This is a genomic window from Blastococcus sp. SYSU D00813, assembly GCF_054050735.1.
Genome location: NZ_JBJGZX010000002.1, coordinates 110,537 through 133,428 on the forward strand (window position 1 = coordinate 110,537; position 22,892 = coordinate 133,428).

Annotated in this window: 22 protein-coding genes and 2 tRNA genes; 9 read left to right on the top strand and 15 right to left on the bottom strand. The window is 74.1% G+C overall.

Annotated features, from left to right (window positions below):
* Positions 1–3: 3 nt before the first annotated feature.
* From ACI8AX_RS01935 to ACI8AX_RS01960, 6 genes are all read right to left on the bottom strand, one after another.
* Positions 4–1,680 carry a DUF4832 domain-containing protein gene (locus tag ACI8AX_RS01935; RefSeq protein ID WP_456548100.1) on the bottom strand — a complete coding sequence of 559 codons (1,677 nt, stop codon included), beginning with the start codon at positions 1,678–1,680 and terminating at the stop codon, positions 4–6.
* 184 nt (positions 1,681–1,864) lie between these two features.
* Positions 1,865–2,035 carry a hypothetical protein gene (locus tag ACI8AX_RS01940; RefSeq protein ID WP_456548101.1) on the bottom strand — a complete coding sequence of 57 codons (171 nt, stop codon included), beginning with the start codon at positions 2,033–2,035 and terminating at the stop codon, positions 1,865–1,867.
* Between the two features lie 37 nt (positions 2,036–2,072).
* Entirely contained in the window at positions 2,073–3,797 is a 1,725-nt protein-coding gene (gene pelF, locus ACI8AX_RS01945; protein WP_456548102.1) for a GT4 family glycosyltransferase PelF, read from the bottom strand.
* A 107-nt stretch (positions 3,798–3,904) separates the two neighbouring features.
* On the bottom strand, positions 3,905–5,260 hold the full coding sequence (locus tag ACI8AX_RS01950) for a hypothetical protein (RefSeq protein WP_456548103.1): 1,356 nt from the start codon (positions 5,258–5,260) through the stop codon (positions 3,905–3,907).
* Between the two features lie 404 nt (positions 5,261–5,664).
* A complete protein-coding gene (locus ACI8AX_RS01955; protein ID WP_456548233.1) occupies positions 5,665–6,714 on the bottom strand; it encodes a PHP domain-containing protein in 1,050 nt (349 codons plus the stop codon).
* A complete protein-coding gene (locus ACI8AX_RS01960) occupies positions 6,711–7,271 on the bottom strand; it encodes a DoxX family protein (RefSeq protein ID WP_456548104.1) in 561 nt (186 codons plus the stop codon). Before ACI8AX_RS01960 ends, ACI8AX_RS01955 begins: the two co-directional genes overlap by 4 nt.
* Positions 7,272–7,449: 178 nt before the next feature.
* Here ACI8AX_RS01960 and ACI8AX_RS01965 point away from each other — a divergent pair, with 178 nt between their 5' ends.
* The gene (locus ACI8AX_RS01965) at positions 7,450–7,635 is read left to right on the top strand and encodes an MYXO-CTERM sorting domain-containing protein (RefSeq protein WP_456548105.1); all 186 of its coding nucleotides are present in this window, start codon (positions 7,450–7,452) and stop codon (positions 7,633–7,635) included.
* Positions 7,636–7,750: 115 nt separating this feature from the next.
* Here the strand turns inward: ACI8AX_RS01965 and ACI8AX_RS01970 are convergent, their stop codons facing one another.
* The 3 genes from ACI8AX_RS01970 to ACI8AX_RS01980 all read right to left on the bottom strand — a co-directional run bounded on the left by ACI8AX_RS01970 (position 7,751) and on the right by ACI8AX_RS01980 (position 8,904).
* The gene (locus ACI8AX_RS01970; protein WP_456548106.1) at positions 7,751–7,978 is read right to left on the bottom strand and encodes a helix-turn-helix domain-containing protein; all 228 of its coding nucleotides are present in this window, start codon (positions 7,976–7,978) and stop codon (positions 7,751–7,753) included.
* A 38-nt stretch (positions 7,979–8,016) separates the two neighbouring features.
* Positions 8,017–8,562, bottom strand: coding sequence for a sugar transferase (locus tag ACI8AX_RS01975; RefSeq protein WP_456548107.1), 546 nt, complete (start codon positions 8,560–8,562; stop codon positions 8,017–8,019).
* Positions 8,563–8,673: 111 nt separating this feature from the next.
* Complete coding sequence (locus ACI8AX_RS01980; RefSeq protein ID WP_456548108.1) at positions 8,674–8,904, bottom strand: hypothetical protein; 231 nt, start codon at positions 8,902–8,904, stop codon at positions 8,674–8,676.
* A gap of 753 nt (positions 8,905–9,657) precedes the next feature.
* Here ACI8AX_RS01980 and ACI8AX_RS01985 point away from each other — a divergent pair.
* The gene (locus tag ACI8AX_RS01985; RefSeq protein ID WP_456548109.1) at positions 9,658–9,843 is read left to right on the top strand and encodes a hypothetical protein; all 186 of its coding nucleotides are present in this window, start codon (positions 9,658–9,660) and stop codon (positions 9,841–9,843) included.
* 92 nt (positions 9,844–9,935) lie between these two features.
* Here ACI8AX_RS01985 and ACI8AX_RS01990 read toward each other — a convergent pair whose 3' ends face one another.
* The 4 genes from ACI8AX_RS01990 to ACI8AX_RS02005 form a co-directional block, all read right to left on the bottom strand.
* The gene (locus ACI8AX_RS01990; protein ID WP_456548110.1) at positions 9,936–10,397 is read right to left on the bottom strand and encodes a hypothetical protein; all 462 of its coding nucleotides are present in this window, start codon (positions 10,395–10,397) and stop codon (positions 9,936–9,938) included.
* A gap of 439 nt (positions 10,398–10,836) precedes the next feature.
* Complete coding sequence (locus ACI8AX_RS01995; RefSeq protein WP_456548111.1) at positions 10,837–11,424, bottom strand: DUF6318 family protein; 588 nt, start codon at positions 11,422–11,424, stop codon at positions 10,837–10,839.
* A 244-nt stretch (positions 11,425–11,668) separates the two neighbouring features.
* Positions 11,669–13,105, bottom strand: a complete 1,437-nt coding sequence (locus tag ACI8AX_RS02000) for a phosphatase PAP2 family protein (protein WP_456548112.1) — start codon at positions 13,103–13,105, stop codon at positions 11,669–11,671.
* 55 nt (positions 13,106–13,160) lie between these two features.
* On the bottom strand, positions 13,161–13,691 hold the full coding sequence (locus tag ACI8AX_RS02005; protein ID WP_456548113.1) for a CGNR zinc finger domain-containing protein: 531 nt from the start codon (positions 13,689–13,691) through the stop codon (positions 13,161–13,163).
* 96 nt (positions 13,692–13,787) lie between these two features.
* Between ACI8AX_RS02005 and ACI8AX_RS02010 the strand changes: the two genes are divergently transcribed.
* The 4 genes from ACI8AX_RS02010 (at position 13,788) to ACI8AX_RS02025 (ending at position 18,135) form a co-directional block, all read left to right on the top strand.
* A complete protein-coding gene (locus ACI8AX_RS02010; protein ID WP_456548114.1) occupies positions 13,788–14,993 on the top strand; it encodes an MFS transporter in 1,206 nt (401 codons plus the stop codon).
* A 92-nt stretch (positions 14,994–15,085) separates the two neighbouring features.
* Positions 15,086–15,174 (top strand) — tRNA-Ser (locus tag ACI8AX_RS02015).
* Positions 15,175–15,194: 20 nt separating this feature from the next.
* A tRNA-Arg gene (locus tag ACI8AX_RS02020) sits at positions 15,195–15,267 on the top strand.
* 639 nt (positions 15,268–15,906) lie between these two features.
* Positions 15,907–18,135 (top strand): MMPL family transporter, encoded by a 2,229-nt coding sequence (locus ACI8AX_RS02025; protein ID WP_456548115.1) that lies wholly within the window; start codon positions 15,907–15,909, stop codon positions 18,133–18,135.
* Between the two features lie 77 nt (positions 18,136–18,212).
* On the opposite strand, the gene ACI8AX_RS02030 is transcribed toward ACI8AX_RS02025, so the two are convergent.
* Both ACI8AX_RS02030 and ACI8AX_RS02035 read right to left on the bottom strand, forming a co-directional pair.
* Complete coding sequence (locus tag ACI8AX_RS02030; protein ID WP_456548116.1) at positions 18,213–18,629, bottom strand: PaaI family thioesterase; 417 nt, start codon at positions 18,627–18,629, stop codon at positions 18,213–18,215.
* Positions 18,630–18,673: 44 nt separating this feature from the next.
* On the bottom strand, positions 18,674–19,186 hold the full coding sequence (locus ACI8AX_RS02035; protein WP_456548117.1) for a MarR family winged helix-turn-helix transcriptional regulator: 513 nt from the start codon (positions 19,184–19,186) through the stop codon (positions 18,674–18,676).
* A 105-nt stretch (positions 19,187–19,291) separates the two neighbouring features.
* Between ACI8AX_RS02035 and ACI8AX_RS02040 the strand changes: the two genes are divergently transcribed.
* From ACI8AX_RS02040 to ACI8AX_RS02050, 3 genes are all read left to right on the top strand, one after another.
* On the top strand, positions 19,292–20,428 hold the full coding sequence (locus ACI8AX_RS02040; protein ID WP_456548118.1) for an FAD-dependent monooxygenase: 1,137 nt from the start codon (positions 19,292–19,294) through the stop codon (positions 20,426–20,428).
* A 271-nt stretch (positions 20,429–20,699) separates the two neighbouring features.
* Positions 20,700–21,926, top strand: coding sequence for a hypothetical protein (locus ACI8AX_RS02045; RefSeq protein WP_456548119.1), 1,227 nt, complete (start codon positions 20,700–20,702; stop codon positions 21,924–21,926).
* Between the two features lie 152 nt (positions 21,927–22,078).
* Positions 22,079–22,870: an ABC transporter permease gene (locus ACI8AX_RS02050; protein ID WP_456548120.1), complete on the top strand. Its 792-nt coding sequence runs from the start codon at positions 22,079–22,081 to the stop codon at positions 22,868–22,870.
* Positions 22,871–22,892 lie beyond the last annotated feature (22 nt).

Sequence of the window (22,892 nt, forward strand, 5' to 3'; positions counted from 1 at the left end):
CACTCAGCGCACGGTGATCGCGTGGCCGAGGTCGTTGCGGCCGGTGACCGGGTCCCACAGCCCCTGGTTGGCCAGCCGGATGGCGTAGGCCGGGTCGCCGGCCAGCGCGGGGGCGGCGTCGGGGAGGGCGAGCGACACGGCCCAGACGCCGGGGGCGGCCGGCACGGGGACGTCGACGCGGACGGTGCGCGTCGTCCCGGGGGCGAGGGTCCGCACGTCCAGCGGCACCGGCACGGCCACGGTCTGCGTCCCCGCCCGGAGCACCAGCTGCACCGGGCGGGCCGACAGCGGTGCGGCCCACCCCTGGTTGGTCAGGGTGAGCTCGACCGGCACCGTGGCGCCGGCCCGTGCGGAACCGGGGAGCGTGGCCGACGTCAGGCTCAGGCGGTAGCCGAGCAGCCGCGCCGCGGTGGTCCGTCCGGACGGGCCCCAGGAGTCCAGGACGTCGCGGGAGTAGTCGGCGTTGAGGAAGCTCCAGTGGTAGCGGGCGAGCTCCGCGGCCGCGGTCTCCCACAGCGACCGCGGCGCGTTGGCACCGCAGGTCTCGCCGCCGACGGGCCGCGTCCGGGACCGGTCCGCCAGCCAGGTCCGCTCGGCGGCCGAGTTCAGCGTCCCCATGTCGGTGTCGCTGGCCAGGAAGCAGTCGTTGTGCACGCCGACGCGTGCCGCCCGCGGGTCGCCGGAGCCGAGCAGCCGCTGCGAGATCGCGGGGTAGCGGACCTGCACCCAGATGCCGGGGGAGGTCGAGTCCAGCAGGGCGTCGAGGACGCGGTCCCGGCTCGCCCAGTCCGCGTCGGTGAGCTCCCACGGGCGGGACGGGTCGGAGGTGTAGGAGTCGGAGTAGTACCACTCGCCCCACCGCCCGACGAAGCCCGCCTGCAGCACGAAGACGACGTCCGCGCCGGCGTTCAGGACCGGGGCCAGCTGCCGGACGTGGCCGACCGCGCGGGCCGGCGGGGCGTCCCTGCCGCTGTCGGCGGAGTAGGCGAAGCGGACCACCAGCTGCACGCCCGCGGCGCGCGCCGCCCGGAGGTCGCCGGCGACCTGGTCGAGGAACCGCTGGTCGACGGCGTCCCGGTCGACCAGCCCGTCGAGGTAGAACACCCGGTAGACGAGGCTGACCGACTCCGTCGTCCGCCAGGCGGTCAGCCGGGCGACGTCCAGCGGCGCGTACGCGCTGCCGTCGGGCGACCAGTGGGTCTCGGTGTAGTGGTAGAAGCCGCGCTCGGGGTTGGCGAACACCTCGTCCGTCGGCGCGTACCGCACGAGCCGGGAGTCTGTCGTGGCCGAGGGGGTGGCGGTACCCGTCGGTGCCGCGGTGGTCGTCGGTGCAGCCGCCGGCGCGGTGGACGGCGCGGTGGACGGCGCGGCGGACGGCGACGGGAGCGCCGGCCGGCCGGCCCGCGACGCCGACGCGCCGGCGAGGACCCGCAGCGCGGCGCGGACGAGGTCCCGGCAGCCGGCCCAGTCGGTGCAGTGCGCCCGGAGGGCTGCGGCTGCGGGGACCGGTTCCACCGACGTGGCCGGCCGGCTGCCGGTCTCGGGACCCGCGACGAGGACCACCGCGAGGGCCGCGACGACGACCGCGCGCAGCAGGCGCCGCCCCGCGGCCCAGAGGTGTGGTGCGCGGCCGGGTGCCCGGTGGACAGCCGTGTACGCGGTGTTGGTGTGCCTGCCCACCGGGAGCCTCCACCGCTGCGCGGGGCAGCGAGTCGCCGGACGCGATCCGCCGCAGCGCCCAGGGGAGTGAGCGGGGACCTGATGTCGTCCCAGTCAAGCAAGCACGCGTTGCAGCTGTCCAACTACTGTGCGTGTGGAGTCTCGGGCGTCACTCCTGTCCCACGCCTCGGTGGCGCGGGTGCCGTCAGCGGACGAGGAGGACCCAGTCGTCGGGGTGGGTGGGTGTGCGGTGCGGGACGGGCACGGGCGCGCTCGTCCAGCGGGACACGGGCAGGGCGCGGGTGCCCCGGGCGGAGGACCCGGCGGTCACCAGCCAGGGGAGGACGAGGAGGGATCCGAGGACGGCGGGCAGCACGTGACCGTCATCGGCAGCCGCTCCGCCGTCCTTGACCTCAGGCGATGGGCCGCAGCCGGGACAGGCGCGGCAGCCGGGCCCTCCGGCGGTCCGGCCGGACGAGCGGGAACCGGTCCTCGACCGGCGCCGGCACCGCGACGGGGGCTCGGTGGGCGCCCGGGCGCCGGCCGCTGTCCACGGTCGCCGCGGGCAGGCCGCCCAGCTCGCGGTAGAGGTCGTTGTAGGCGCGCATGGCGTCGCTCAGCTGGAAGAAGTCCTCCACCCGGCCACGCGCGTTGCGGGCGAACTCCGCGTACAGCGCCGGGTCGGCCATGACGGCGGCCAGCCCGTCGGCCAGCTGCTCGGCCATGTTGGGCGACTTGTGCAGCGGGTCCACGAGCAGGCCGCACGGGCCCCAGGTGTGGCCGGCCGGGGTGGTGAGCGGGTCGTGCACGAGCTGGGCCATGCCGCCCACCTCGGTGCCGACCGTGGGGATGCCGGCGGTCATCGCCTCCAGGACGACGATGGGCTGGCCCTCGTTGTAGCTGGGCAGCACCAGGAGGTCGTACTGCCCGATGCGCTCCTTGACGTCGACGACGCCGTGGAACGTGACGTGGTCGCCGAGCCCGAGCAGCGCCACCTTGTCCAGGCAGGCCTGGTAGTAGCCCGGGTCGTGGGTGGTGGGCCCCAGCGCGTCGACGTGGAAGTTCCTGATCCCGCGCTGGAGGAGCAGGTGCACGGTGTCGAGGAGGTCGAGCATCCCCTTGATGGGGACGACCCGGGCGATGTAGGCCAGCTGCCACATCCGGTCGGGCGGGCCGGTGAGGATGCCCTCGAGGGCGGCGAGCCGTTGCTGGTAGGCCGGCTCGACCGACGCGGGGACCATCCCGTTCGGGATGATCACGCTCTTCTCGACCGGTGCCCCGAGGTCGGCGGCCTCGGTGATCGCCTTCGGGTAGAGGTAGGTGATCACCTCGGCGCTCGGGTAGCAGAGGCGGCCCATCTCGATCCACCAGGTCATCCACGCCCGCTCGGTGGGCGGCACGTCGAAGGTGCGCCAGTCGGTCGCGGTCACCGGCAGGGCCAGGTCGCGCTCGAGCAGCATGTTGATCGTGTCCCGGACGTAGAGGTTGTGCTCCGTGAGGAGGAACTTCCCGTCGTTCTGCCGGGCGGCCGCGGCGCTGAGCAGCGACGCGTAGCCGGTCGTGTGGGCGTGGTAGACCCGGGCCCGGGGCAGGTCGCTGCCGAGCACGGCGCAGGCGAGGGAGAAGAACTCGCGCAGCAGCCAGAACGTCTCGACCAGCGAGAGCCCGAGGTCGGGCAGTCGCTGCTGCATGACGGTCATGAACTCCTGCGTGCCCAGCAGGGCCCACAGCGGGTAGTCCCGCGTCCGCGGGTTCATGCCCTCGTCGTAGAGGGACCAGACGGGCTCCGGGTCGCCCTGCACGACCGCGTCGAGGGCGTCGAAGACCCGGTGCGCGAGCTGCGTGCGGGCCGCCGGGCGCATCCGGAGGTCGCGCGGCGTCAGGTCGCGGAAGTCCTCCCGGTGCTCCTGCATGCTCAGGTACATCGGGTGGACCCACCGGACGTTCGCCGGCATCCCGTAGAGGTCCTCCTGGGGGCTGGAGGAGTCCCAGGTGATGTGGATGATCCCGAAGGTCAGGTCGGGGTTCCCGACGACGATGTCGTGGACCACCGCGGAGACGCCGCCCTTGAGGTAGGGGTAGGTCGACTCCATGACGATGGCGACGTCGACGTCCTCGCGTCCGGCGTTCTCGGTCATCTGGTGACCTGCTCCTGTTCTCGTGCTCGGCGTCCGCTGGGCGAAGCGGAGTCGGGTGGGTGTGCGGCTCTCTCCGCGCGGATGGGGGGGCCTGGGGGTCGGTCCGCTCACCAGGACGTCGCGTGGCGCCAGAACAGCGTGTACTCGGGGACGCGCCAGTGGCGCAGGCACGTGCGCAGCGCGACCACGAGCAGCACGGCCTCGAACGCCGCGAGCGCGAGGTACACCGGCGCGCCGGCGGGCAGCAGCGTGAAGGCGAGCACGCAGGCGGCCAGGTGCAGGGCGCCGTACACCTGGGCGGGCAGCCGCTGGCCGATGTAGTCGAGCTTGTACGACACGACCGTCGTCATCATGAAGCCCCAGGAGGCCACCGAGACGGACGCGGTGAGCCAGGCGATGTCCGGCTGCCAGGCGGCGACGAGAGCGGTCAGGGCGAAGCCGATGACGGCGCCGGCCAGCCCCGTCCGGGCGACGGTCCACGCCACGGTCGTCGCGAGCCGGCTCGAGTGCGCGCCCAGGCGGTGCAGCGGCTCGGACTCCATCGCCGCCCGCATGGTGCGGACGTCGTCGTCGAAGCGCGGGGCGAGGACGACGAAGTACATGTTGTAGGCGAGGACGGCGGGCAGCAGGGCCAGGAAGACCGTGCTCACGTCGAAGTCCTGGCCGGCGGTCAGGAAGAACAGCAGCTTGTCCGCCCAGAGGACGGCGCCGAGCAGGAGCCCCCGCAGCAGGTCCGACGCGACGTCGCGGACGTCGAGGTGCAGCGGGTTCGCGAACTGGCGCAGGTGCCGGCGCAGGGCGACGAGGAGGACCAGGCTGCCGGCCACCGGCGGCAGAAACCACCACGTCGGCGCGAGGAACAGAATGGCTGCGTACGCGGTCCAGGCGGCGGCCCACAATGGCCGCCTGTCGGCCGTGTTGCTGATGACCAGCAATTGCACGAAGAACAGGTGAAGAATGGTCAGGCACAGATATGCACCCAGTGCGGTGAACGACCAGTCCATGACCAGCTGCACCGGGATGGCGAAGACCGCCACGATCGACAGGGCACGCACCGCCACCAGTGGCCAGACCCGGCAGAAGCTGGCGAGCAGGGCGTCCCGGTCGCCGGCGTGCAGGTGCTCCCCGATCCCGCGGTAGAGCGGCATGCACACCGACTGGCTGAGCCAGGGGACGGTCATCGACGAGGCGAGGACGATCGAGGTGAGGCTGACCCCGCCGACGCGGGTGGCCGTGATCTCGGGGCTGACCAGCGGGAATATCGTCGTCAGCAGCAGCACGGGCGAGAGGTGCAGGGCGATCTGGACCAGGGTGTGCACCGGCCGCCGGCCCGCGGACGTCCGCGTCCGGGTGGCCACGAGGACCCCCAGTCCGGCGACCGCGACGACGATCCCGGCGGTCGCCACCAGGCCGCGGTCGTCCACGAGGGGGACCGCCAGGGTGGCCGCGAGGAGCGCGACCATGGCCCCGACACCCAGTCGCCGGGCGGAGGACGGTCGGTCCGCGCCGGCGCCGCGGACCGTGGTCGCGGGTCCGATCGCATTGTCGAGCATTTTTGGGCAACTCCCGGTGCAAGAACGGCAGGATCGCCGCCCCGGGGAGTGTGCCAGCGCCGGATGAGCGTCAATTTGTGACGCAGCCCATTCGATTCCATTTACGTGCGAGTAGTCTCACGGTGCGTGACCGCGGCGCGGCGTGGCGGCGCGGTCGCGGCGCGTGAGGGCGTCGCCGGTGATCTGGAGTTCTCCCAAACTTCTCATAACTCACAGCCGTGGCCGCCCGGCCGGCCGCCTCCGACGGCCTCGGTTGGCCGTGTTCGGTCCCGTCGTGCACCCTCGCGCGCGCCCGTGGGCCTCGGCGCGACCGCTCAGCCGGCGGTCCAGTCGAGGAGCTCGTCGGCCGACCAGGTGTTGATCACGCGCTCGGGCGGGACGCCGGTCTCCACGGCGCGCTCGCAGCCGTTGGACTGCCAGTCGAGCTGACCGGGCGCGTGCGCGTCGGTGTCGATGGCGAACTCGCAGCCGAGCTCGACGGCGAGGGAGAGCAGCCGCAGCGGCGGGTCGAGGCGTTCGGGGCGGGAGTTGATCTCCACCGCCGTCCCGTGCTCGACGCAGGAGGAGAACACCGCCTCCGCGTCGAACTGGCTCTCCGGGCGGGGCCGCTGGGTGCCGTTGCGCTGCCTGCGGCCGATCACCAGCCGGCCGGTGCAGTGCCCGAGGACGTCGGCGTGCGGGTTGGCGACGGCGGCCAGCATCCGCTCGGTCATCGCCGACCGGTCGGCGCGCAGGTCGGAGTGCACGCTGGCCACCACGACGTCCACCCGCTCGAGCAGCTCGTCTGTCTGGTCGAGGCTGCCGTCGAGGTTGATGTCGACCTCGATGCCGGTGAGGATCCGGAACGGCGCCAGCTCCTCGTTGAGCGCGGCGACCACGTCGAGCTGCTTCTCCAGCCGCGCGGCGGTCAGCCCGTTGGCGACCGTCAGCCGCGGCGAGTGGTCGGTCAGCGCGAGATATTCGTGCCCGATCCCCATGGCGGCCTCGGCCATCTCGCGGATCGGGCTGCCGCCGTCGGACCAGTCGGAGTGGCTGTGCAGGTCGCCGCGCAGCAGGGCGCGGTACTGCGCGACGTCGTCGGCCAGCTCGACCAGGTCGGCGTGGGCCTCCTCGAGCCTGGCCAGGTACTCGGGCACCTCGCCGGCGTGGGCCTGCACGATCGCGGCGCCGGTCTTGGGGCCGATGCCCTTGAGGTCGGTGAGCGTCCGCGTGCGGATCCGCCGGTCGAGTTCGGCGTCGTCCAGGCCGTCGAGGACCGCCGCGGCGGTGCGGAACGCCGCGACCCGGTGCGTGGGCTCGCGGGCGCGCTCCAGGAGGAAGGCGATCCTCCGGAGCGCGGCCGCGGGCGGGAGTGGCTCGGTCAGCTCTTCGCCTTCGTCGCCTGCTTCTTGGCCTTCTTCTCCGCCTTCCTGTGCGCCTTGCTCGCGCGCTTGGCGGCCTTCTCGTAGTTCTCCTCGGTCGCCCTGGCGGCCAGCTTGGCGGCGCGCTTGGCGCGGTAGCCGACCGACGGGCGGCCCTCGGTGTCGACGGCGGCGAGCAGCAGGCCGCCCAGCAGGCCGGTGTTCTTCAGGAAGTTCGAGATCTGGCCGAACTGCTCGGTCGGGTCGTCGTGCTCCCAGAACCGGTGCCCGGCCAGCGTGGTGGGGACGATCGACGCCGAGAGCACCAGCGCGGACAGGCGGGGCAGCTTGCCGAGCGCGAGCAGCGAGCCCGCGGCCACCTTCACGCCGGCGTCGATCTTGACCCACTGCTCGACGTCCTTGGGCACCTCGACGGGCAGCTGGCTGTCGGCGGTCTGGGCGATCTTCTCCACCACGGGGGCGGCACCCGGCACGCGGTCCTCCGGCTTGCGGAGCGTGCTGATCCCTCCGTAGATGAAGGGCGCGGCGAGCAGGGGCCGGGCGATCCGGCGGACCAACATGGGCAGACCTCTTCCGTCGAATGAACCGTGTCGGTGCCCTCATGCCCACGTCGGCGGGCGGGACACCCTTGATCACGACCGTAGTGAGGTCGCGGTCTCCCCGCCTGCCCAGCGGCGCCCTGGCCCCGGAGGGTGAGGTGGCCTGTCGGACGGCGTCGGCAGCGGGCACCCTGGTCGCATGGGGAAGGCGCTGCTGGGGCTGCTGCTGCTCGTGGTGGCCGTCGAGATGATCGCGGTGGTCGTCGTCGGCGTCGTCCTGGTGCTGCTCGGGACGACCCAGACGACGCTGATCGGCGTCGGGATGATGTTCGCCGCCGTCGTGGCCGCGATCCTGGCCTGGCGCTTCGCCCGCCGGCGCGCCTGACTCGCTGGGGCCGGCACGCACGCTGCAGCCGAATCCCGGACGGTGCGGCCCGGATCCCGCCGGCATCGTGCGAAACCCGCCCGCAGGGTCCCGCGGTGTCGCCTGACGCGCGGGCTCAGCCCAGCAGCCGCGCGGCGGCGTTCATCAGGTCGACGAGGTCGACGCTCAGCGCCTGGGTGATGGCCTGCAGGTCGTCGAGGTCGAACGGGCTCTCCTCGCGCAGCTTGCGCGCCACGCTGGCCTGGTTGATGCCGGTCTCGCGGGCCAGCTGACGACCCGACCAGCCACGCTCTTCCACCAACGACCGCACGACGGCGGCCACGGCGGCGGACAGGTGCTGCACTCCGTACACGGTAGGCGGCCTCCGGGCCTCTCAGCGGATCATCCGCCGTCGCCGCGCAGCGCGGTCCGGAGCGCCCGGCCCAGGACGGTCAGGTCGGCCGGCAGGGAGCGCCGGGGGACGGCGTCGTCGTCCCCGGTCCCGAGCAGGCCCGGCTTCGACGCGGGCGGACCGGCGACCGCGACCTCGCGCGGCCGCGGGCCCACGAGCGACATCTGGCCGCCGAGGACGTTGAGCAGCTGGGGCAGCTCGTCCAGCGCGTGCCGGCGCAGGAACCGGCCGACGGGGGTGACCGTCTCCGGGCGCAGCGGGACGAGCACGCCGTCGTCCGACGGGACCGACGCGGTCACCGTCGTGCGGAAGGTGAGCAGGCCGAAGGCGCGCCCGTCGCGGCCGAGCCGCGGGCTGCGCCGGAGCGCCGGGCCGGGGCTGGTCGCCCGCACGGCCACCGCGACGGCGACGAGCACCGGCAGGACCAGCAGCAGCGCGAGGAGGGCGAGGCCGCGGTCGAACGCGGCCCTGACCAGCCGGTGGGCGTCGCGCGGCTCGGGCAGGGGGAGCGGGAGGGGGTGCTGGAGCGGTCTCATGGGAGATCCCCGGGTCGGGACGGCGAGAGATGCGCACCGCTGAGCGGGCGGAGGGGGACGGGCGCGCGCGGCTCGGGGCTCGCGCGGGCGTGCGCGTCGGGTCGAGCGGGGTCAGCCGGGGGACGAGCCGGGGTCGCCCTCGCGGTCGATCGCGCGCTCGGCGGCCCGCTCGAGGCGGCGCATCTCCGCCGCGACCTCGGTGCCCGCGCCGGCGGCACAGACGGCCGCGGGGGAGGACCAGGTGTCGGGGGCGTGCGTGCCGGAGGCGTGCACGGTGCTGCCGCCGGCCGACGTGCAGGGGCCGCTCGGCGCGGGCGGAGCGGCCGGTGCGGGCGGTGGCACGGGCGGGGCCTGGTGCGGAGCCGGTGCGGGTGTGTCGGGGACCGGTGCCACTGTCGCCGCCTCGGTCGCCGGGGCGCGTGGGGCGCTGCGGGGTTCCGGCGGCGCGGGTCCGGCCGGCCCCGCGCGGGCCGGCTGGGGCACGCAGGTCATGGGGGACGGCGAGACGTCGGCGACCGTCGCGGCGATCTCGGCGACGGTGAGGTCCTCGGGCGGGGACCCGGTGGCGGTGAGGGGCCCGGTCGCCGGCGGTTCGGTCACCGTCGGTTCGATCGCGGCGGGGGTGGTGGGGGCCGGCTCGGCAGTGGCTGGAGCGGTGGTGGCCGGGGCGGCAGCGGGTGACTCGGTGGCGGGCGGTGCGGGCGCGACGTCGGCGGGGGCGCCGGCGTCCGCAGCGGGTGTGGCCGCGGGTGTCGGTGCCGGTTGGGGAGTGGGGGCCGGCTCGGCGGCGGGTGCTGGAGGCGGCGCGGTCGCCGGTGCGGGTCCCGGTGCGGGAGCGGGGGCGGGCTGAGGTGCCGGTTCGGGCGCGGGTGCCGGTTCGGGGTCCGGCTGCGGGACCGCCTGTGGGTTCGGCGTCGGGGTGTCCGGTGTCCCGGCCGGCTCGGCGTACGGCACACCGGACGGGTGCTGCTCGGGGGCGTCGTCCTCGGCCGCGTCGTCCTCGGCCGCGTCGTCCTCGCTGTCGGGCCTCTGCTCCCACTCGGGCGCTTCGTCGTCGTCGGGGTCGTCCGGTCCGGGCTCCGCGGACGGACCTGAGTGCTCGTCGTCGTCCGCGGCGGCGGCCGGACGGTCGTCGCCGGCGTACGCGCGGTCGGCGACGACGGCGAGCAGCAGCCAGCCTGCGACGGCGAGGAGGAGGCCGAGGAGGACACGGCGGAGGGCGAGGTTCTCCGGGATGGCTGCGCACCCCCTCCGGCATCGGCCTCCAGGTCAGCGCGCTGACCCTGACAGGCAGGCGGCGGAGGTCAATCCGATCGCGCGCGGTGCGGTCGGGGTGGGGCGGCGGACCCGGCTCGGCCTCACCCTCGGTGAGGTCAGTCGTACGGGTCGGTGAGGACCGCGCGGGCCTCGACGACGGTGAAGGTGACGGGCGGGCCGTCGGTCGTCGTCGTGCCGGGGACGTCGACGCTCGCGCTGCCGTCGACGCTGAAGGTGCCGCTCCACGTGGTGGTGAGCGAGGCGGTGTAGGTGCCCGAGGCGTAGTCGTGGGTGACCGTCTGGTCGGGATAGGGGGCGCCGGGGTCGGTGGTGGTGAGCTCGGCGCCGTCGCCGGTGCGCCAGGTGAACGCCTCGGCGGTGGCGACGATGTCGACCGTGAAGCCGCGGATGTCGAGGCTGTAGGTCTGCGTGGTCGGGCCGTCGGTGAAGAAGATGACGGGCAGTCCGACGAGGGCGTCGCCGGGCGGCTGCTGGAGGGTCGGGAGCTGGGGAAGAGGCAACCGCTCGAAGTAGCGGAACACCTCCTCCGGCGTGGGCGCCGGGTTCAGCGCCGTCACGTCGACGCACTGTCGGGGAGAAGCAAGCCACGGCCCTACTGGTGTGCCCGGTGCGGTGCCGCCTACGACGGGATAGCCATCAATGGTTCCTCCGGTGGTCAGTACCAAGCGCCGCTGCTGCAGAACGAGTTCCCTCACAACGCGGTCCGGCGGCGCAACGCAGGCCCGATCGTCGGAGTCTTGACATGGTTCGCCGGCTTCCTGTGCGGCGCCACAGGGGGTGAGGAGGCGGTAGGTATAAGGATGATTCGGGACCGCCGCGTTGCTGGCGGTCCAGACACCCGAGGCCATCTCCATGTAGCTCGCCGTAAGAGCGCCGGAGCCAATGTTGACCTCAGGCTCAGGGCAAGCCGCCACTACGCAGGCTTGCGCGTCGCCGGTTGGCAGAACCGCGGTGCTGGCAGCGATGAATAGCCCCACTAGGGCAATCCGCTTCATGTCAACCGATGGTCAGAGTCGTGATCAGCCACGCATGCCAATCGGCTCGCCATTCGAGTAAGGCCCCCGACTGCAGGTCGGTGGTAGCTTCGCTTGAGCGATCCTCCACCGGTGATCCTTGAGCGTCTCGAACCACAACGGCGCTCTGCGATAGAACGAAGCCAACATCCGCTTGGCCGCCCGTTAAGATTCCGGGCCCCGCCGCGGTGAACTGGATGGTGACGTCGTCATACACGTTCCCTGCCGCTCGGTCGTCCGCGAACGATTGGGCGATCCGAGTGCAGGTGCCGCACCCGCTACTCAGCTCAAGTAGTGGTTGCGGATCCGCCGTGTGATCTGCGGTGTACTCGATCAGCGCTATGTAGTACTGAGTGAATGCGAGTGCGCCTTCCGGTGTCTTCTGCCGCGCCTCGTCGGGGACGGGGAATTCAGGCGGGCCGAGGGGTGGCAGGGCGTCCTCGGACTCCGAGGCCTGGGTGCTCGGCTCGGGGAGCGAGTCGTTGGCGGGCTGCTCGTCCGAGCACCCGCTGAGCACCGCCGCGGCCACCGCGAGCGCAGCCGTCGTCCGCGCCGTCCACCCGGCAGACACGCGCCACCTCCCCGTCGTCACGAAGTCGGGAGACTAGCCAGGCCCGCATCGCGGTCGCAGCACTCGCTGTGGACAACCGCCCGATCGGGCCCATCGCGGATGGAACTCGCGCCTCGGCGGCCCTGCAGGACGCGCAACGGGGAGCAACACCCGGCAACGCCAAGGCTCCTGCGGTCTTCCTCGTGCTCCTGCGGTGCTGCAGCGCCGCCAGAGCACCGAGAAAACCGCAGCAGGGCCGCCCGAGTTACGTCGTCCGGCAGCAGTAGACGGTCAGCGAGCCGCCCTTGGCGAAGGTGAACTCCGTGTCGGCGTCGCCCATCTCGCCGTCGTAGGCGACCTCCTGCGGCCCCGACAGCGAGCGCACCGCCACCTCGCGCGCCTGCACCGACGCGTAGCCGGACACCCGGTCGGAGACCCCGAGCAGCGTGCCCAGCACCGCGCGGGTGCGGCTGAACGGGATGTCGGCGCGCAGGTACTGGATGTCGAGCAGGCCGTCCTCCAGCCGGGGGCGCCAGGCCGGCGCCAGCCCGCGCGGGGTGTACTCGCAGTTGCCGACGAACAGGATCCAGACCCGCACCCGCCGGCCGTCGAGCAGCAGCGACACCGGCGTCCCGTGCCGCAGGGTCTGCGCCGCGGCCACCGTCATCGCCGCCCACTTGCCCAGCCGGCCCGACAGCTCGTCGCGGCGGCGCACCATCTCCGGGTAGCTGCCGATGCTCGCGGTGTTGAGGAACGGCGTCCCGTTGAGCGAGGCGACGTCCACCTTCACCGCCGACCCGGAGACGACTGCCTCGGCGGCGTGCGCCACGGTCTCGACCCCGACGTCCCGCGCGAAGTGGTTGAGCGTCCCCGCCGGGATGACGGCCAGGGGCAGCCCGTGCCCCAGCGCCACCGCGGCGGCCGCGGCGACCGAGCCGTCGCCCCCGGCCACGCCCAGCGCCCGCGCCCGCCCCGACCGGGCGGCCTCACCGAGCAGGTCGGCGACGCCGTGCTCCTCCGACAGCTCCAGCACCTCGGCCTTCGGCAGCAGGTCGCGGATCTCCGCCGAGGGGTCGTAGGTCTCGGCGCCCGAGCGGGGGTTGACCGCCACGGCCAGCCCCTCGCCGCCCGGCAGCGCGGGGGCGGACAGGGCCGGGCGCACCCGGGCGGGCGTCCGCGGCCGGACCGCCCACCACCGCCGGCTGGCCGCGGCCACCGCCGTCCCCACGGCGAAGCCGGCCACGACGTCGCCCGGGTAGTGCACGCCCACGTGCACCCGTGAGTAGCCGACGGCCGCGGCCACCGGCGCGAGGGCGACCCCGGCCAGTGGGCTCTCCATCGCGACCCCGGTGGCGAACGCGGCCGCCGACGCCGAGTGCCCGCTGGGGAACGAGTGCGTGGTCAGGCTGCGCCGCAGGAGCCGGTGCTCGCCGAGGACGGAGAGGTCGGGCCGGCGGCGCCCGAACACCTGCTTGAGCAGCGCGTTGACGACCGTGCTGGTGACGACGAGCGACCCGGTGCCGCGCACCGCCCCGCGCCGCAGCTCGCCCTTGCGCGTGGCCATGAGCGCGCCGATGCCGAACCAGAGCACGCTGTGGTCGGCGGCCGTGGACAGCCGGCGCAGCCACCGGTCGGCGGGGGAGGCGGGGAGCGCGCCGATCGCCGCGTGCAGGCGGGCGTCCCAGTGCCGCGGTGACCTCACGCGGCGACGCTAGTGGAGTCGCTGGAGTGCGGAAAACGCACTCGAGCGACTCCGATCAGGCCTTGCGGCGGGCGCGGTAGGCGGCGACGGTCGAGCGGCTGGCGCAGGTGTTCGAGCAGTAGCGCCGGCTGGCGTTGCGCGAGGTGTCGACGTAGACGTCGTCGCAGCCCTCGGCCGAGCAGACGCCCAGTCGCTGCCAGCCGTGCTGGGCGACCACCTGCGACAGGCCCATGGCCACGGTCGTCGTCAGCTGCTCGAGCACCGGCGCCTCGGGCTGGGAGTAGTGCAGGTGCAGCTCGCCGTCGTGGTCGGTGGCGTAGGGCTGTGGGTTGGCCAGGGACAGCAGGGCGTTGAGCCGCGTGAGCACCTCGTCCTGGGTCTCGGCCAGCGCGACGGCCCGCACCAGGTCCGCCGTCTCGCCCGCGGCGGCGGCCTCGTCGGCGGTGAGGTCGCGCGCCGACCCGTCGGAGAACCACTCGTCGTGGGCGCGCAGGAAGTCGGCCGCCCAGGCGCCGCCCTCGCGGTCGACGTTGGCCAGGTCGATCGCCAGTTCCACGGCGTTCGACGCGTAGGTGTCGTAGTTCATTTGACTCCCTACCTCCGGCTGGCTAACGTGGCCTGTAGGTGGTCAACGGTTGATGACCGCCTACACATTCCCCGTAGTGCTGAATCGAGTACCACCGTGCGCGCGTACCTCTCCGTCTGGCGGCTCCCGTCGGCTCCGACCCTGCTCATCGGCGGCTTCGCCGGCCGCCTGCCCTCGGCCATGGTGCCGCTGGCGCTGCTCCTCATGGTGCAGGAGCAGACCGGTTCCTACGCGGTGGCGGGCCTGGCCTCGGCCACCCTCGGCATCGCCATGGCGGTGATGGCGCCGGTGCTCGGCCGGCTGGCCGACCGCCGCTCGCCGCGCCCGGTGCTCCTGGTCCAGGCCGCGGCCTACCCGCTGCTGCTCGCCGCGCTCGTCGCGGTCGTGCTCGCGGGTGCGCCGACGGTCGCGATCGTCGCCGCCTCGGCCGCGGCCGGCGCCGCCACGCCGCTGGTCAGCGGCACGGTGCGGGCGCTGTGGTCGCGGGTCGACCCGCGCGTGCGGCCCGCGGCCTTCGCGCTCGACGCCACCACGACCGAGCTCGTCTTCGTCGTCGGCCCGGCGCTCGTGGCCGCCCTCGCCGTCCTCGTGGCCCCGGCGGTCGCCGTCGCCACCGCAGGGGTGCTCGCGGTCGCCGGCGCCCTCGGGATCGCGACGTCGAAGGCGATGCGCGGCTGGGTCGCGGCCGGGCGCGTGCAGACCGGCGTGCTCTCCACCGTCCGGGCGCCGGGCATGCCGCGGGTGCTCATCAGCTGCGCCGCGCTGATGGTCGGGTTCGGTGCGCTCGAGGTCGCGGTGCCGGCCTTCGCCGACGAGGCGGGCTCGCCCGGGATGTCCGGTGTCCTGCTGGCCGTCTGGTCCCTGGGTTCGGTGCTGGGCGGGCTCTGGTTCGGTGCCCGCGTACTGAGCGCCTCGCTGCCCCGCCAGTACCGGTGGCTGCTGCTGGGGACGACCCTCGGCCTGGCGCCGCTGGCCGCGGTGTCGAGCCCGTGGGTGCTGGGCGCCCTGCTGTTCCTCGGCGGCTCGGTGATCGCCCCGACCCTGACGGTGCAGAACTCGCTGGTCGGCTCCATCGCGCCGGCCCAGGCGACGACCGAGGCGTTCACCTGGCTGTCGACGGTGACGGTCGGGGCCTCCGCCATCGGCGCCGCCCTCGGTGGCGCGCTCATCGAGGGCGCGTCGGGTGTGCCGGGGGCGCTGCTGCTCGCCGTCGCCGGCGCCGCGGTGGCCGTGGTGGTCACGCTGGTGCCCGGTCGCCGCGTCGTCCTCCCGGACGCACTGCGCGAGCCGCTGGCCGCCTGACGCGACGTCCCCCGGTCCGGACCCCCGGGCCGGGGGACGCTCCGGGCGCTGGTAGTCTCTTCCGCGGTGGTTCCGGGGGGACTCGGACCCCGGGAGGCTTCGCCTAGTCCGGTCTATGGCGCCGCACTGCTAATGCGGTTTGGGTTAACCCCCATCCCGGGTTCAAATCCCGGAGCCTCCGCGCACGACAACTGAACACACGCACCCGTAGCTCAACGGATAGAGCATCTGACTACGGATCAGAAGGTTAGGGGTTCGAGTCCCTTCGGGTGCACGTCTGGTTGAGACAGCAGGAACGGCGCGCATCCCCGACGGGGGAGGCGCGCCGTTCCTGTCCCGGCAGCCGGCGTCGGGCTGGTCAGCTGGTGCGCGCGACGATCGTCTCCAGCTGCTGCTTGAGCCCGGCGATCTCCTCGGCGCTCATCTGCAGGACGTCGAGCATCACCGCCGACACGTCGCAGGTGGGACGCTCCAGCGCCCGGCCGGCCTCGGTGAGCTCGACGTAGACCCTGCGCTCGTCGGCGGTGTCGCGGCGGCGGGGTGACCAGCTGCAGCGCCTCCATCCGCTTGAGCAGCCACGAGGCGCAACAGCCCCCGCGTGGACCCCCCACCGCCGGTTCCGCGCGGCCGGACGGGGTGCACCGGTCGCCGCCGGGTGGCACGACGGCCCTCCGCAGCGCGGCGGCCCCGCGGACCCGCCGCCCCAGGGAGTCCCCCGAGCCGGGAACCCGGGACGGATGGGGGCGCTCCCCGATGGGCCGCGCCTCGCGCCGCCGAGAGGCTTCGTCCGCACCGCGGACACCCGGGGTCGGGCTGGCCCGACACCCCCTCCGCCAGCTGGCGGGATGGGTCCGCGCGGTCAGGACCAGCAGATTCGGCTGCGGACATCCGCACCCCAGACAGGAGACGAGCCATGCAGCGAAGCGGCAACCTCGCCGGGCGGGTCGGGCGGTGGAGCGCCCGGCACCGCAAGGCCGCGATCCTCGGCTGGCTGGCCTTCGTGCTGGCCGCCCTCGCCGTCAGCACCCTCGTGCCGCAGGGCGAGCTGACCGCGGCCGAGCAGAGCCTGGGCGCCCCCGCCCAGGCCCGGCAGATCCTCGACGACAACGGCTGGGAGGAGCCGGCGTCGGAGATGGTCCTCGTGCAGCGCGACGCCGACGTCCCCCAGGCCGCCGTGACCGCGGCGCTCACCGACCTCGTGGCCACGCTGCGCGCCACCCCCGAGGCGACCAACGTCGTGAGCCCGCTCGACGGCGCGCCGCTGATCTCCGAGGACGGCCGCTCGGCGCTGGTCACCCTCGACGTCGCCGGGGACCCGGAGACCGCCGACGAGCGCATCGAGCCGATCCAGGCGGCGGTCGCGGCGGTCGCGGCCGACCACGGCGACGTCCGCGTCGAGCAGTTCGGCGACACCAGCGCCGAGCTCGCGCTGGGCGACACCCTCGACCGCGACTTCCAGCGCGCCGAGCTGCTGTCGATCCCGATCACGCTGGCCGTCCTGCTGCTGACCTTCGGTGCACTCGTCGCGGCGGTGCTGCCGCTGGTCTTCGCGCTGACGGCGTTCGTCGGTGCGCTGGGCCTGCTCAGCCTCACCAGCCAGATCTGGCACGTCGACCAGAGCGCGCAGATCGTGATGCTGCTCATCGGCCTGGCGGTCGGCGTCGACTACTCGCTCTTCTACCTCAAGCGCGAGCGGGAGGAGCGAGCCAGGGGCGCCGGCCCGGTCGACGCGCTCGACATCGCCGCCGCCACCTCCGGCCGGTCGGTGCTGATCTCCGGCATCACCGTCGTCGTCGCGATGGCCGGCATGTTCATCACCGGGTTCTCCGCCTTCACCGGCGTCGCCTCGGCGACCATCCTCGTCGTCGCCATCTCGGTGGCCGGCTCGCTCACCGTGCTCCCGGCGATGATGGCCTGGCTCGGCGACCGGGTGGAGAAGGGCCGGCTGCCCTTCGCCCGGCGCCGCCGGGAGGCCCGCCCCGGCCGGTTCTGGCCCGCGGTGCTCGGCGTCGTGCTGCGCCGTCCACTGGTCGCCGGGCTCGTCGCCGGCTCGGCACTGGTGGCCCTCGCCGTCCCGGCGCTGTCGATGGACCTGCGCAACGAGAGCGTCACCGACCTGCCGCAGGACCTCGCCGTCATCCAGACCTACAACCGCATCAGCGAGGCGTTCCCCGGCGGCCCGTCGCCGGCGCAGGTGGTCGTCGAGGCGGACGACGTCGCGGCACCGGAGGTGCAGGCGGCCATCGCCGACCTCCGCGAGCAGGCGCTGGCCAGCGGGCAGATGAACGACCCGATCGAGGTCGAGACCAACGAGGCCGGCACCGTCGCCGTGGTCAGCGTCCCGCTCGTGGGGGACGGCGAGGAGCAGGCCTCACGCGACGCGCTGGCCACCCTCGAGGACGACCTGGTGCCCGGCACGCTCGGCGCGGTGGACGGCGTCACGGCCGTGGTCAGCGGCGGCACCGCCGACTCGGTGGCCTTCGACGAGCTCATGGCCGACCGGACGCCGTGGGTGTTCGCCTTCGTCCTCGTGCTGGCCTTCGTGCTGCTGCTGGTCTCGTTCCGCTCGGTGACGATCGCGCTCACCGCCATCGTGCTCAACCTGCTGAGCGTGGCCGCCGCGTACGGCGCGATGGTGCTGGTCTTCCAGGAGGGCTGGGGCGCCGACCTCATCGGCCTGGACCGGACCGGCGGCATCGTGAACTGGATCCCGCTGTTCCTCTTCGTGATCCTGTTCGGCCTGTCGATGGACTACCACGTCTTCATCCTCGGGCGGATCCGCGAGGGCCACGACCGTGGCCTGCCCACCCGCACGGCGGTCGCGAACGGCATCACCTCCTCGGCCGGGGTGGTCACCAGCGCCGCGGTGATCATGGTGTTCGTCTTCCTCACCTTCGTGACGCTGTCGCTCACGTCGATGAAGCAGATCGGGCTGGGGCTGGCGATCGCGGTGCTGCTCGACGCCACGGTGGTGCGGGCGGTGCTGGTGCCGGCGGTCATGCAGCTGCTGGGTGACCGCAACTGGTACCTGCCGAGCTGGCTGCGCTGGCTGCCGCGGCTCGAGCACTCCGACGCCGCCCCGGTCGCCGTCCCCGCGCCGCGGCCGGCCGAGGAGGTGCCGGTGCTGGTCGCCCGCGACTGATCTGCCCCGCGCGCGACGAGATCTGCACACTCGAGGCTTTCCCGCCGCGGAAAGGCACGAGTGTGCAGATCTCGTCGTCAGGGGGCCGGGACGACGGACTTGGTGACCTGGCCGAAGGCGACGGTGCGGCCGTCGACCTGGGCCTCCGAGCGCAGGAAGACCAGCGTGCGCCCGCGCCGCACCACCTCGGCGTGCAGGTGCACCCGCGCGCCCTCGGCCACCGGCCGCAGCAGGGACGACGTCGCGTCGTGGGTGACGGCGTTCTCCCCGGCGGCCAGCTCGGGCAGCAGCCGGAGGTAGGCCGTGACGTCGAGCAGCGCCGAGACCAGCCCGCCGTGCAGCACCGCCGCGTTGTTCAGCGCCTGCGGCCCGACGGGGAGGACGACGCCCGCGCGGGGATCGGCCGGGTCGGCGAGCTGCAGGCCGAGCCAGCGGTGCAGCGGCACCTCGAGCACACCGCGGACGCGAGCGGCGAGGACGTCGTCGTCGAGCACGCCGCCACCCTGTCACCCGCCTCGTGAGGCTCTTCCCGGCACCGTCAGGGGGTCCGGGTGCCGGCTCCGGCGACGGAGTGGGTGAGGGAGCGCAGCAGGTCCGCCAGCTGCGCGCGCCCGGCCGCGTCCAGGCCCGCCAGCAGCCGGTCCTCCAGGGCGATGTGCTCCTCGAACACGGCGTCGATCCGCGCCAGCCCGGCCGGAGTCAGCTCGGCGTAGACCACCCGCCGGTCCTCGTCCGACCGCACGCGGCGGACCAGCCCCTCGGCCTCCAGCCGGTCGATCCGCAGCGTGGTCGCGGCCGAGGTCAGCAGGGTCGCCTCGGCCAGTTCCCCGGTCGTGCGCCGGTGCGGCGGGCCGGCGCGGCGCAGCTGCGACAGGAGGTCGAAGGCGGCCGAGGTCAGCCCGTGCCGCTCGTGCAGCCGGCGGACGGCGGCCCGGCGCATCAGGTCCAGGCGGGCGATCCGGCCGAAGACGCCGATGCTCGCCGCGTCGACGTCCGGGCGCGCGGCCGCCCAGCTCGCCACCACCGCGTCGACCTCGTCGGGCTCCGTCACGTCTCCTCCTCCGGTCCCTTGCCGCAAAGACATATAAGCGCTAACAATGTAGGGACTTACACATCTTCGCGCGGCCGGGCCGCGGGAGGAAGGCAGGGAGACGCCATGGGCGGGCAGCAGCGGATCGGGATCGTCGGCGGCGGCGTGGGCGGGATGGTCGCGGCCATCGCGCTGCGGCAGCTCGGCCGGGAGGTCGTCGTCTTCGAGCAGGCCGCCCGCCTCGGCCGGGTCGGTGCCGACATCAACCTGACGCCCAACGCCGTCGCGGCGCTCGACGGGCTCGGCGCCGGCGTGGGCGAGCGGCTGCGGCAGACCGCCGCCCGCCCGTCGCACCGGATCAGCCGAACCTGGGACACCGGCGAGGAGACCTCCCGACTGGAGATGGGCGCCGCGGCCGAGGAGCGCTACGGCTCCCCGCAGCTGACCATCCACCGCGCCGACCTGCTCGACGCGCTCGTTCCGGCGCTGCCGGCCGACGTGCTGCGGCTCGGCTGCACCCTGTCGGCCGTCGGGGAGGACGGCGACCGGACCGCGCTCGAGTTCGCCGACGGCAGCGCCACGACCGTCGACGTGCTGGTCGGCGCCGACGGCATCCACTCCGTCGTCCGCGAGGCGCTCCTCGGCCCGGAGCAGCCGGAGTTCACCGGGGTGGTCGCCTACCGCGCCGTCGTCCCCGCCGACCGGCTGGCCGGCGTGCCGAACCTGGGTGCCTTCACCAAGTGGTGGGGCCCCGACGCGGCGACCCAGATCGTCACCTTCCCGCTCAACCGCGGCGAGGACGTGTTCGTGTTCGCCACCCGGCCGCAGGACTCCTGGCGCGAGGAGTCGTGGACCTCGCCCGGCGACGTCGAGGAGCTGCGCCGCGCCTACGCCGCCTTCCACCCCGAGGCCCGCGCGCTGCTCGACGCCTGCGACTCGGTGCTGAAGTCGGCCCTCTACGTCCGCGACCCGCTGCCGCGCTGGTCGGCCGGCACGCGGACCCTGCTCGGCGACGCCTGCCACCCGATGATGCCGTTCATGGCGCAGGGCGCCGGCATGGCGATCGAGGACGCCGTCGTCCTCGCCCGGGCGCTGGGCGCGCACGAGCCCGGCGACGCCGCCGCGGCCCTGCAGGCCTACGAGGCCGCCCGCCGCCCCCGCACCGCCGACGTGCAGATCGGCTCCCGCGGCAACGACTGGTTGCGCGTGGCCGGCAACGCCGACTGGGTCTACGGCTACGACGCCTGGAGCGCCCCGCTCTGATGCACCCCCGAGGAGCTGAGGCACTCGAGCAGTGGTGCCGTCGAGCCGAGGGCGTTGGCCGGGAGCGGCCACCTCCGCCGGCCGAGCGGCCGACAGTGGGTCAATGCTCGAGACCCGTGGCTCGCCCCGGCCGGCAGGGCAGTACTGGCCGGGCGTGGCGCACCTCCCCACCTCCACCCGCCGGGACGGCGGGGGCGAGCGCGGGCCCGCGCCGTCCCCCGAACCCGAAGAAGCGTCTTGCCGCAAAGTCCCTGAGCGCTAAGTTGCGTCCGTGGTCACCGATGGCGACGCGCCGGTCCGCTGGACGCGGTACGTCGGCGGGTGGCTGGCGATCGGCAGCTCGCCGGGCGCGCTCGTGCTCGGCGCCCAGCTCGCCGACGGCGGCGGGGCGCTGCCGCTGCCCTGGGTCGTGCCGGCCGTCGTCCTCATGGCCGTGCTGCTCGCGCTGCACGGCCGGCTGGGGCTGCGGCCGCCGATCGGCTCCGGGCAGACCTTCGCCGAGCTGAGCCGCGGCTACCTCGCCCCGCCGGCCCGGACGGCGGTCGGCCTGCTCGTCGCCGCGGGGATGGTCGGCTGGGTCGGCTTCAGCCTCGGCATCGGCGGGGAGTCGCTGGGACGCGTCCTCGGCGTGCCCGCCGCGGCGTGCGTGCTCGGCCTCGGCCTCGGCGTCGGGGCGCTGGCCCTCAGCGACGTCCGCTACTGGAACCGGGTCGCGGTGGGGACGACGCTGCTGACGCTGGTGGCCGCCCCGCTGCTGCTCCTCGGCGTCGACCGCGTGCAGTCGCCGGTCACCTCCGCCGCCGGGGCGGGCTCGTCGGCCGTCGTGCTGCTCGGCGCGTTCGTCGGCTACGTCGCCGTCTTCATGCTGCGCTCCCCGGACTTCACCGCCGGGCTGGCGCACCGTGCCGGGTTGCTCGCCTGCGTCGCCGCCCTCGTGCTGCCCGCGCTCGGGCTGGTGCTCGTCGGCGCGGCGCTGCACCTGTCCGCGGACACCGGCGGCGACGCCACCCTCGCCGCGGTCGCCGCCATGCGCCTGGGCGAGGTGCCGGTGGGCGACCTGCTGGTGGTCACGGCCGTCGTCGCACCCGCCATCGCCGCGGCCTACTCCGGCGGGCTGGCGCTGAAGACCTTCACCGGCGCGCGCCCCCGCGTGGCGACCGCCGTGATCACCGTGCTGGGCCTGGGCCTCGGCGTCCTGGGCTTCCACCGCGGGCTCGTCGACTGGCTGTCGCTGCTGGCGGGCGTCGCCCCGCCGATCGCCGTCCCCTTCTGGGTGGAGGCCGCCCGCCGCCGGCGCGGACGTCCCGCACGGCGGATCCCCGCTCTCGTCTGGCTGCCGCCGGCGCTCGCCGGAGGCCTGCTCATGGCCCTCGGAGTGCCCGGGGCCCCGCTGATCGCCCTGGGGTCGGCGCTCGTGGTCGCGGGCGGCTGGGGGCTCGTGGACCGGACCGGGGAGTCCGCCTCGAACAGGCACTTCGTGCCACCGGCGGTGCGCTGAGTCACGCGCAGGACGCGTCCTGTTGCATGTCGGTTAATTGCCAAGAATCTTTGCGCTCATCTATTGACGGCTCGCAGAACCCCCGGCGACCATCAGTCGACGGATGTGGCCCGGCCCACTCGGGGCCCACGGTCGCAGGAGGGGAGATCCGGGTGAAGCTGCTGCACGAGCCGCTCAGCGGCCGGTCGCAGGCCGTCCTCGGTGTGGTGGGCGTCATCGGCGTCGGGCTGGTCTGGGAAGGCCTGATCCGCTCCGGTCTGCTCGACGTGGCCGGCCTCCCGCTGCCCAGCGGTGTCATCACCGGCGTCCGCGACCTGCTACCGGACGAGACGTTCTGGGACGCCGTCCTGTTCACCCTCGGCGAGTGGATGCTCGGCCTGGCGATCGCCACGGGTGCCGGCGTCCTGCTCGGGGGGCTGATGGGCGCCTTCCGCAGCCTGTTCATCGCCTTCGAGTGGCCGGTCGAGGCGTTCCGCGTGCTGCCCTCGGTGGCCGTCGGCCCGATCCTGGTGCTGCTCATCGGCCAGGGGATGCTGCCGCTGGCGCTCACCGTGGCGCTGTCGTGCGTCTGGCCGATCCTGCTCAACACCATGTACGGCGTCCGGAGCACGGACACGACCGCGGTGATGACGGCGAGGACGTTCGGCAACGGCAGCCTCGCCGTCCTCCGGAAGGTCAAGATCCCCAGCGCGCTGCCGTTCGCCTTCACCGGCGTCCGGATCGCCGCCTCGATCGGCCTGCTGGTCGCCGTGAGCGCCGAGCTGCTCATCGGCGCCGGCGACGGCATCGGCGGCTACATCCTCACCAACACCGCCAACGCGACCGACCTGGACCTCGTCTACGCGGCGACGCTCGTGGCCGGCGTCCTGGGCGTCGCGGTGAACCTGCTCATGGCCAAGGTCGACGACGTCGTCTTCGGCTGGAAGAAGGGGCTGGCTCAGTGATCGAGCTCGCGAGATCACCCGA

Excerpts from the sequence above, each read along its gene's own strand:
- ACI8AX_RS02040 (WP_456548118.1), top strand. The coding sequence starts at position 19,292 with ATGGGCGGGCAGCAGCGGATCGGGATCGTCGGCGGCGGCGTGGGCGGG.
- ACI8AX_RS02025 (WP_456548115.1), top strand. The coding sequence starts at position 15,907 with ATGCAGCGAAGCGGCAACCTCGCCGGGCGGGTCGGGCGGTGGAGCGCC.
- ACI8AX_RS01965 (WP_456548105.1), top strand. The coding sequence starts at position 7,450 with ATGGGGAAGGCGCTGCTGGGGCTGCTGCTGCTCGTGGTGGCCGTCGAG.
- ACI8AX_RS02005 (WP_456548113.1), bottom strand. The coding sequence starts at position 13,691 with ATGAACTACGACACCTACGCGTCGAACGCCGTGGAACTGGCGATCGAC.
- ACI8AX_RS01975 (WP_456548107.1), bottom strand. The coding sequence starts at position 8,562 with ATGAGACCGCTCCAGCACCCCCTCCCGCTCCCCCTGCCCGAGCCGCGC.
- ACI8AX_RS01950 (WP_456548103.1), bottom strand. The coding sequence starts at position 5,260 with ATGGTCGCGCTCCTCGCGGCCACCCTGGCGGTCCCCCTCGTGGACGAC.
- ACI8AX_RS01960 (WP_456548104.1), bottom strand. The coding sequence starts at position 7,271 with ATGTTGGTCCGCCGGATCGCCCGGCCCCTGCTCGCCGCGCCCTTCATC.
- pelF (WP_456548102.1), bottom strand. The coding sequence starts at position 3,797 with ATGACCGAGAACGCCGGACGCGAGGACGTCGACGTCGCCATCGTCATG.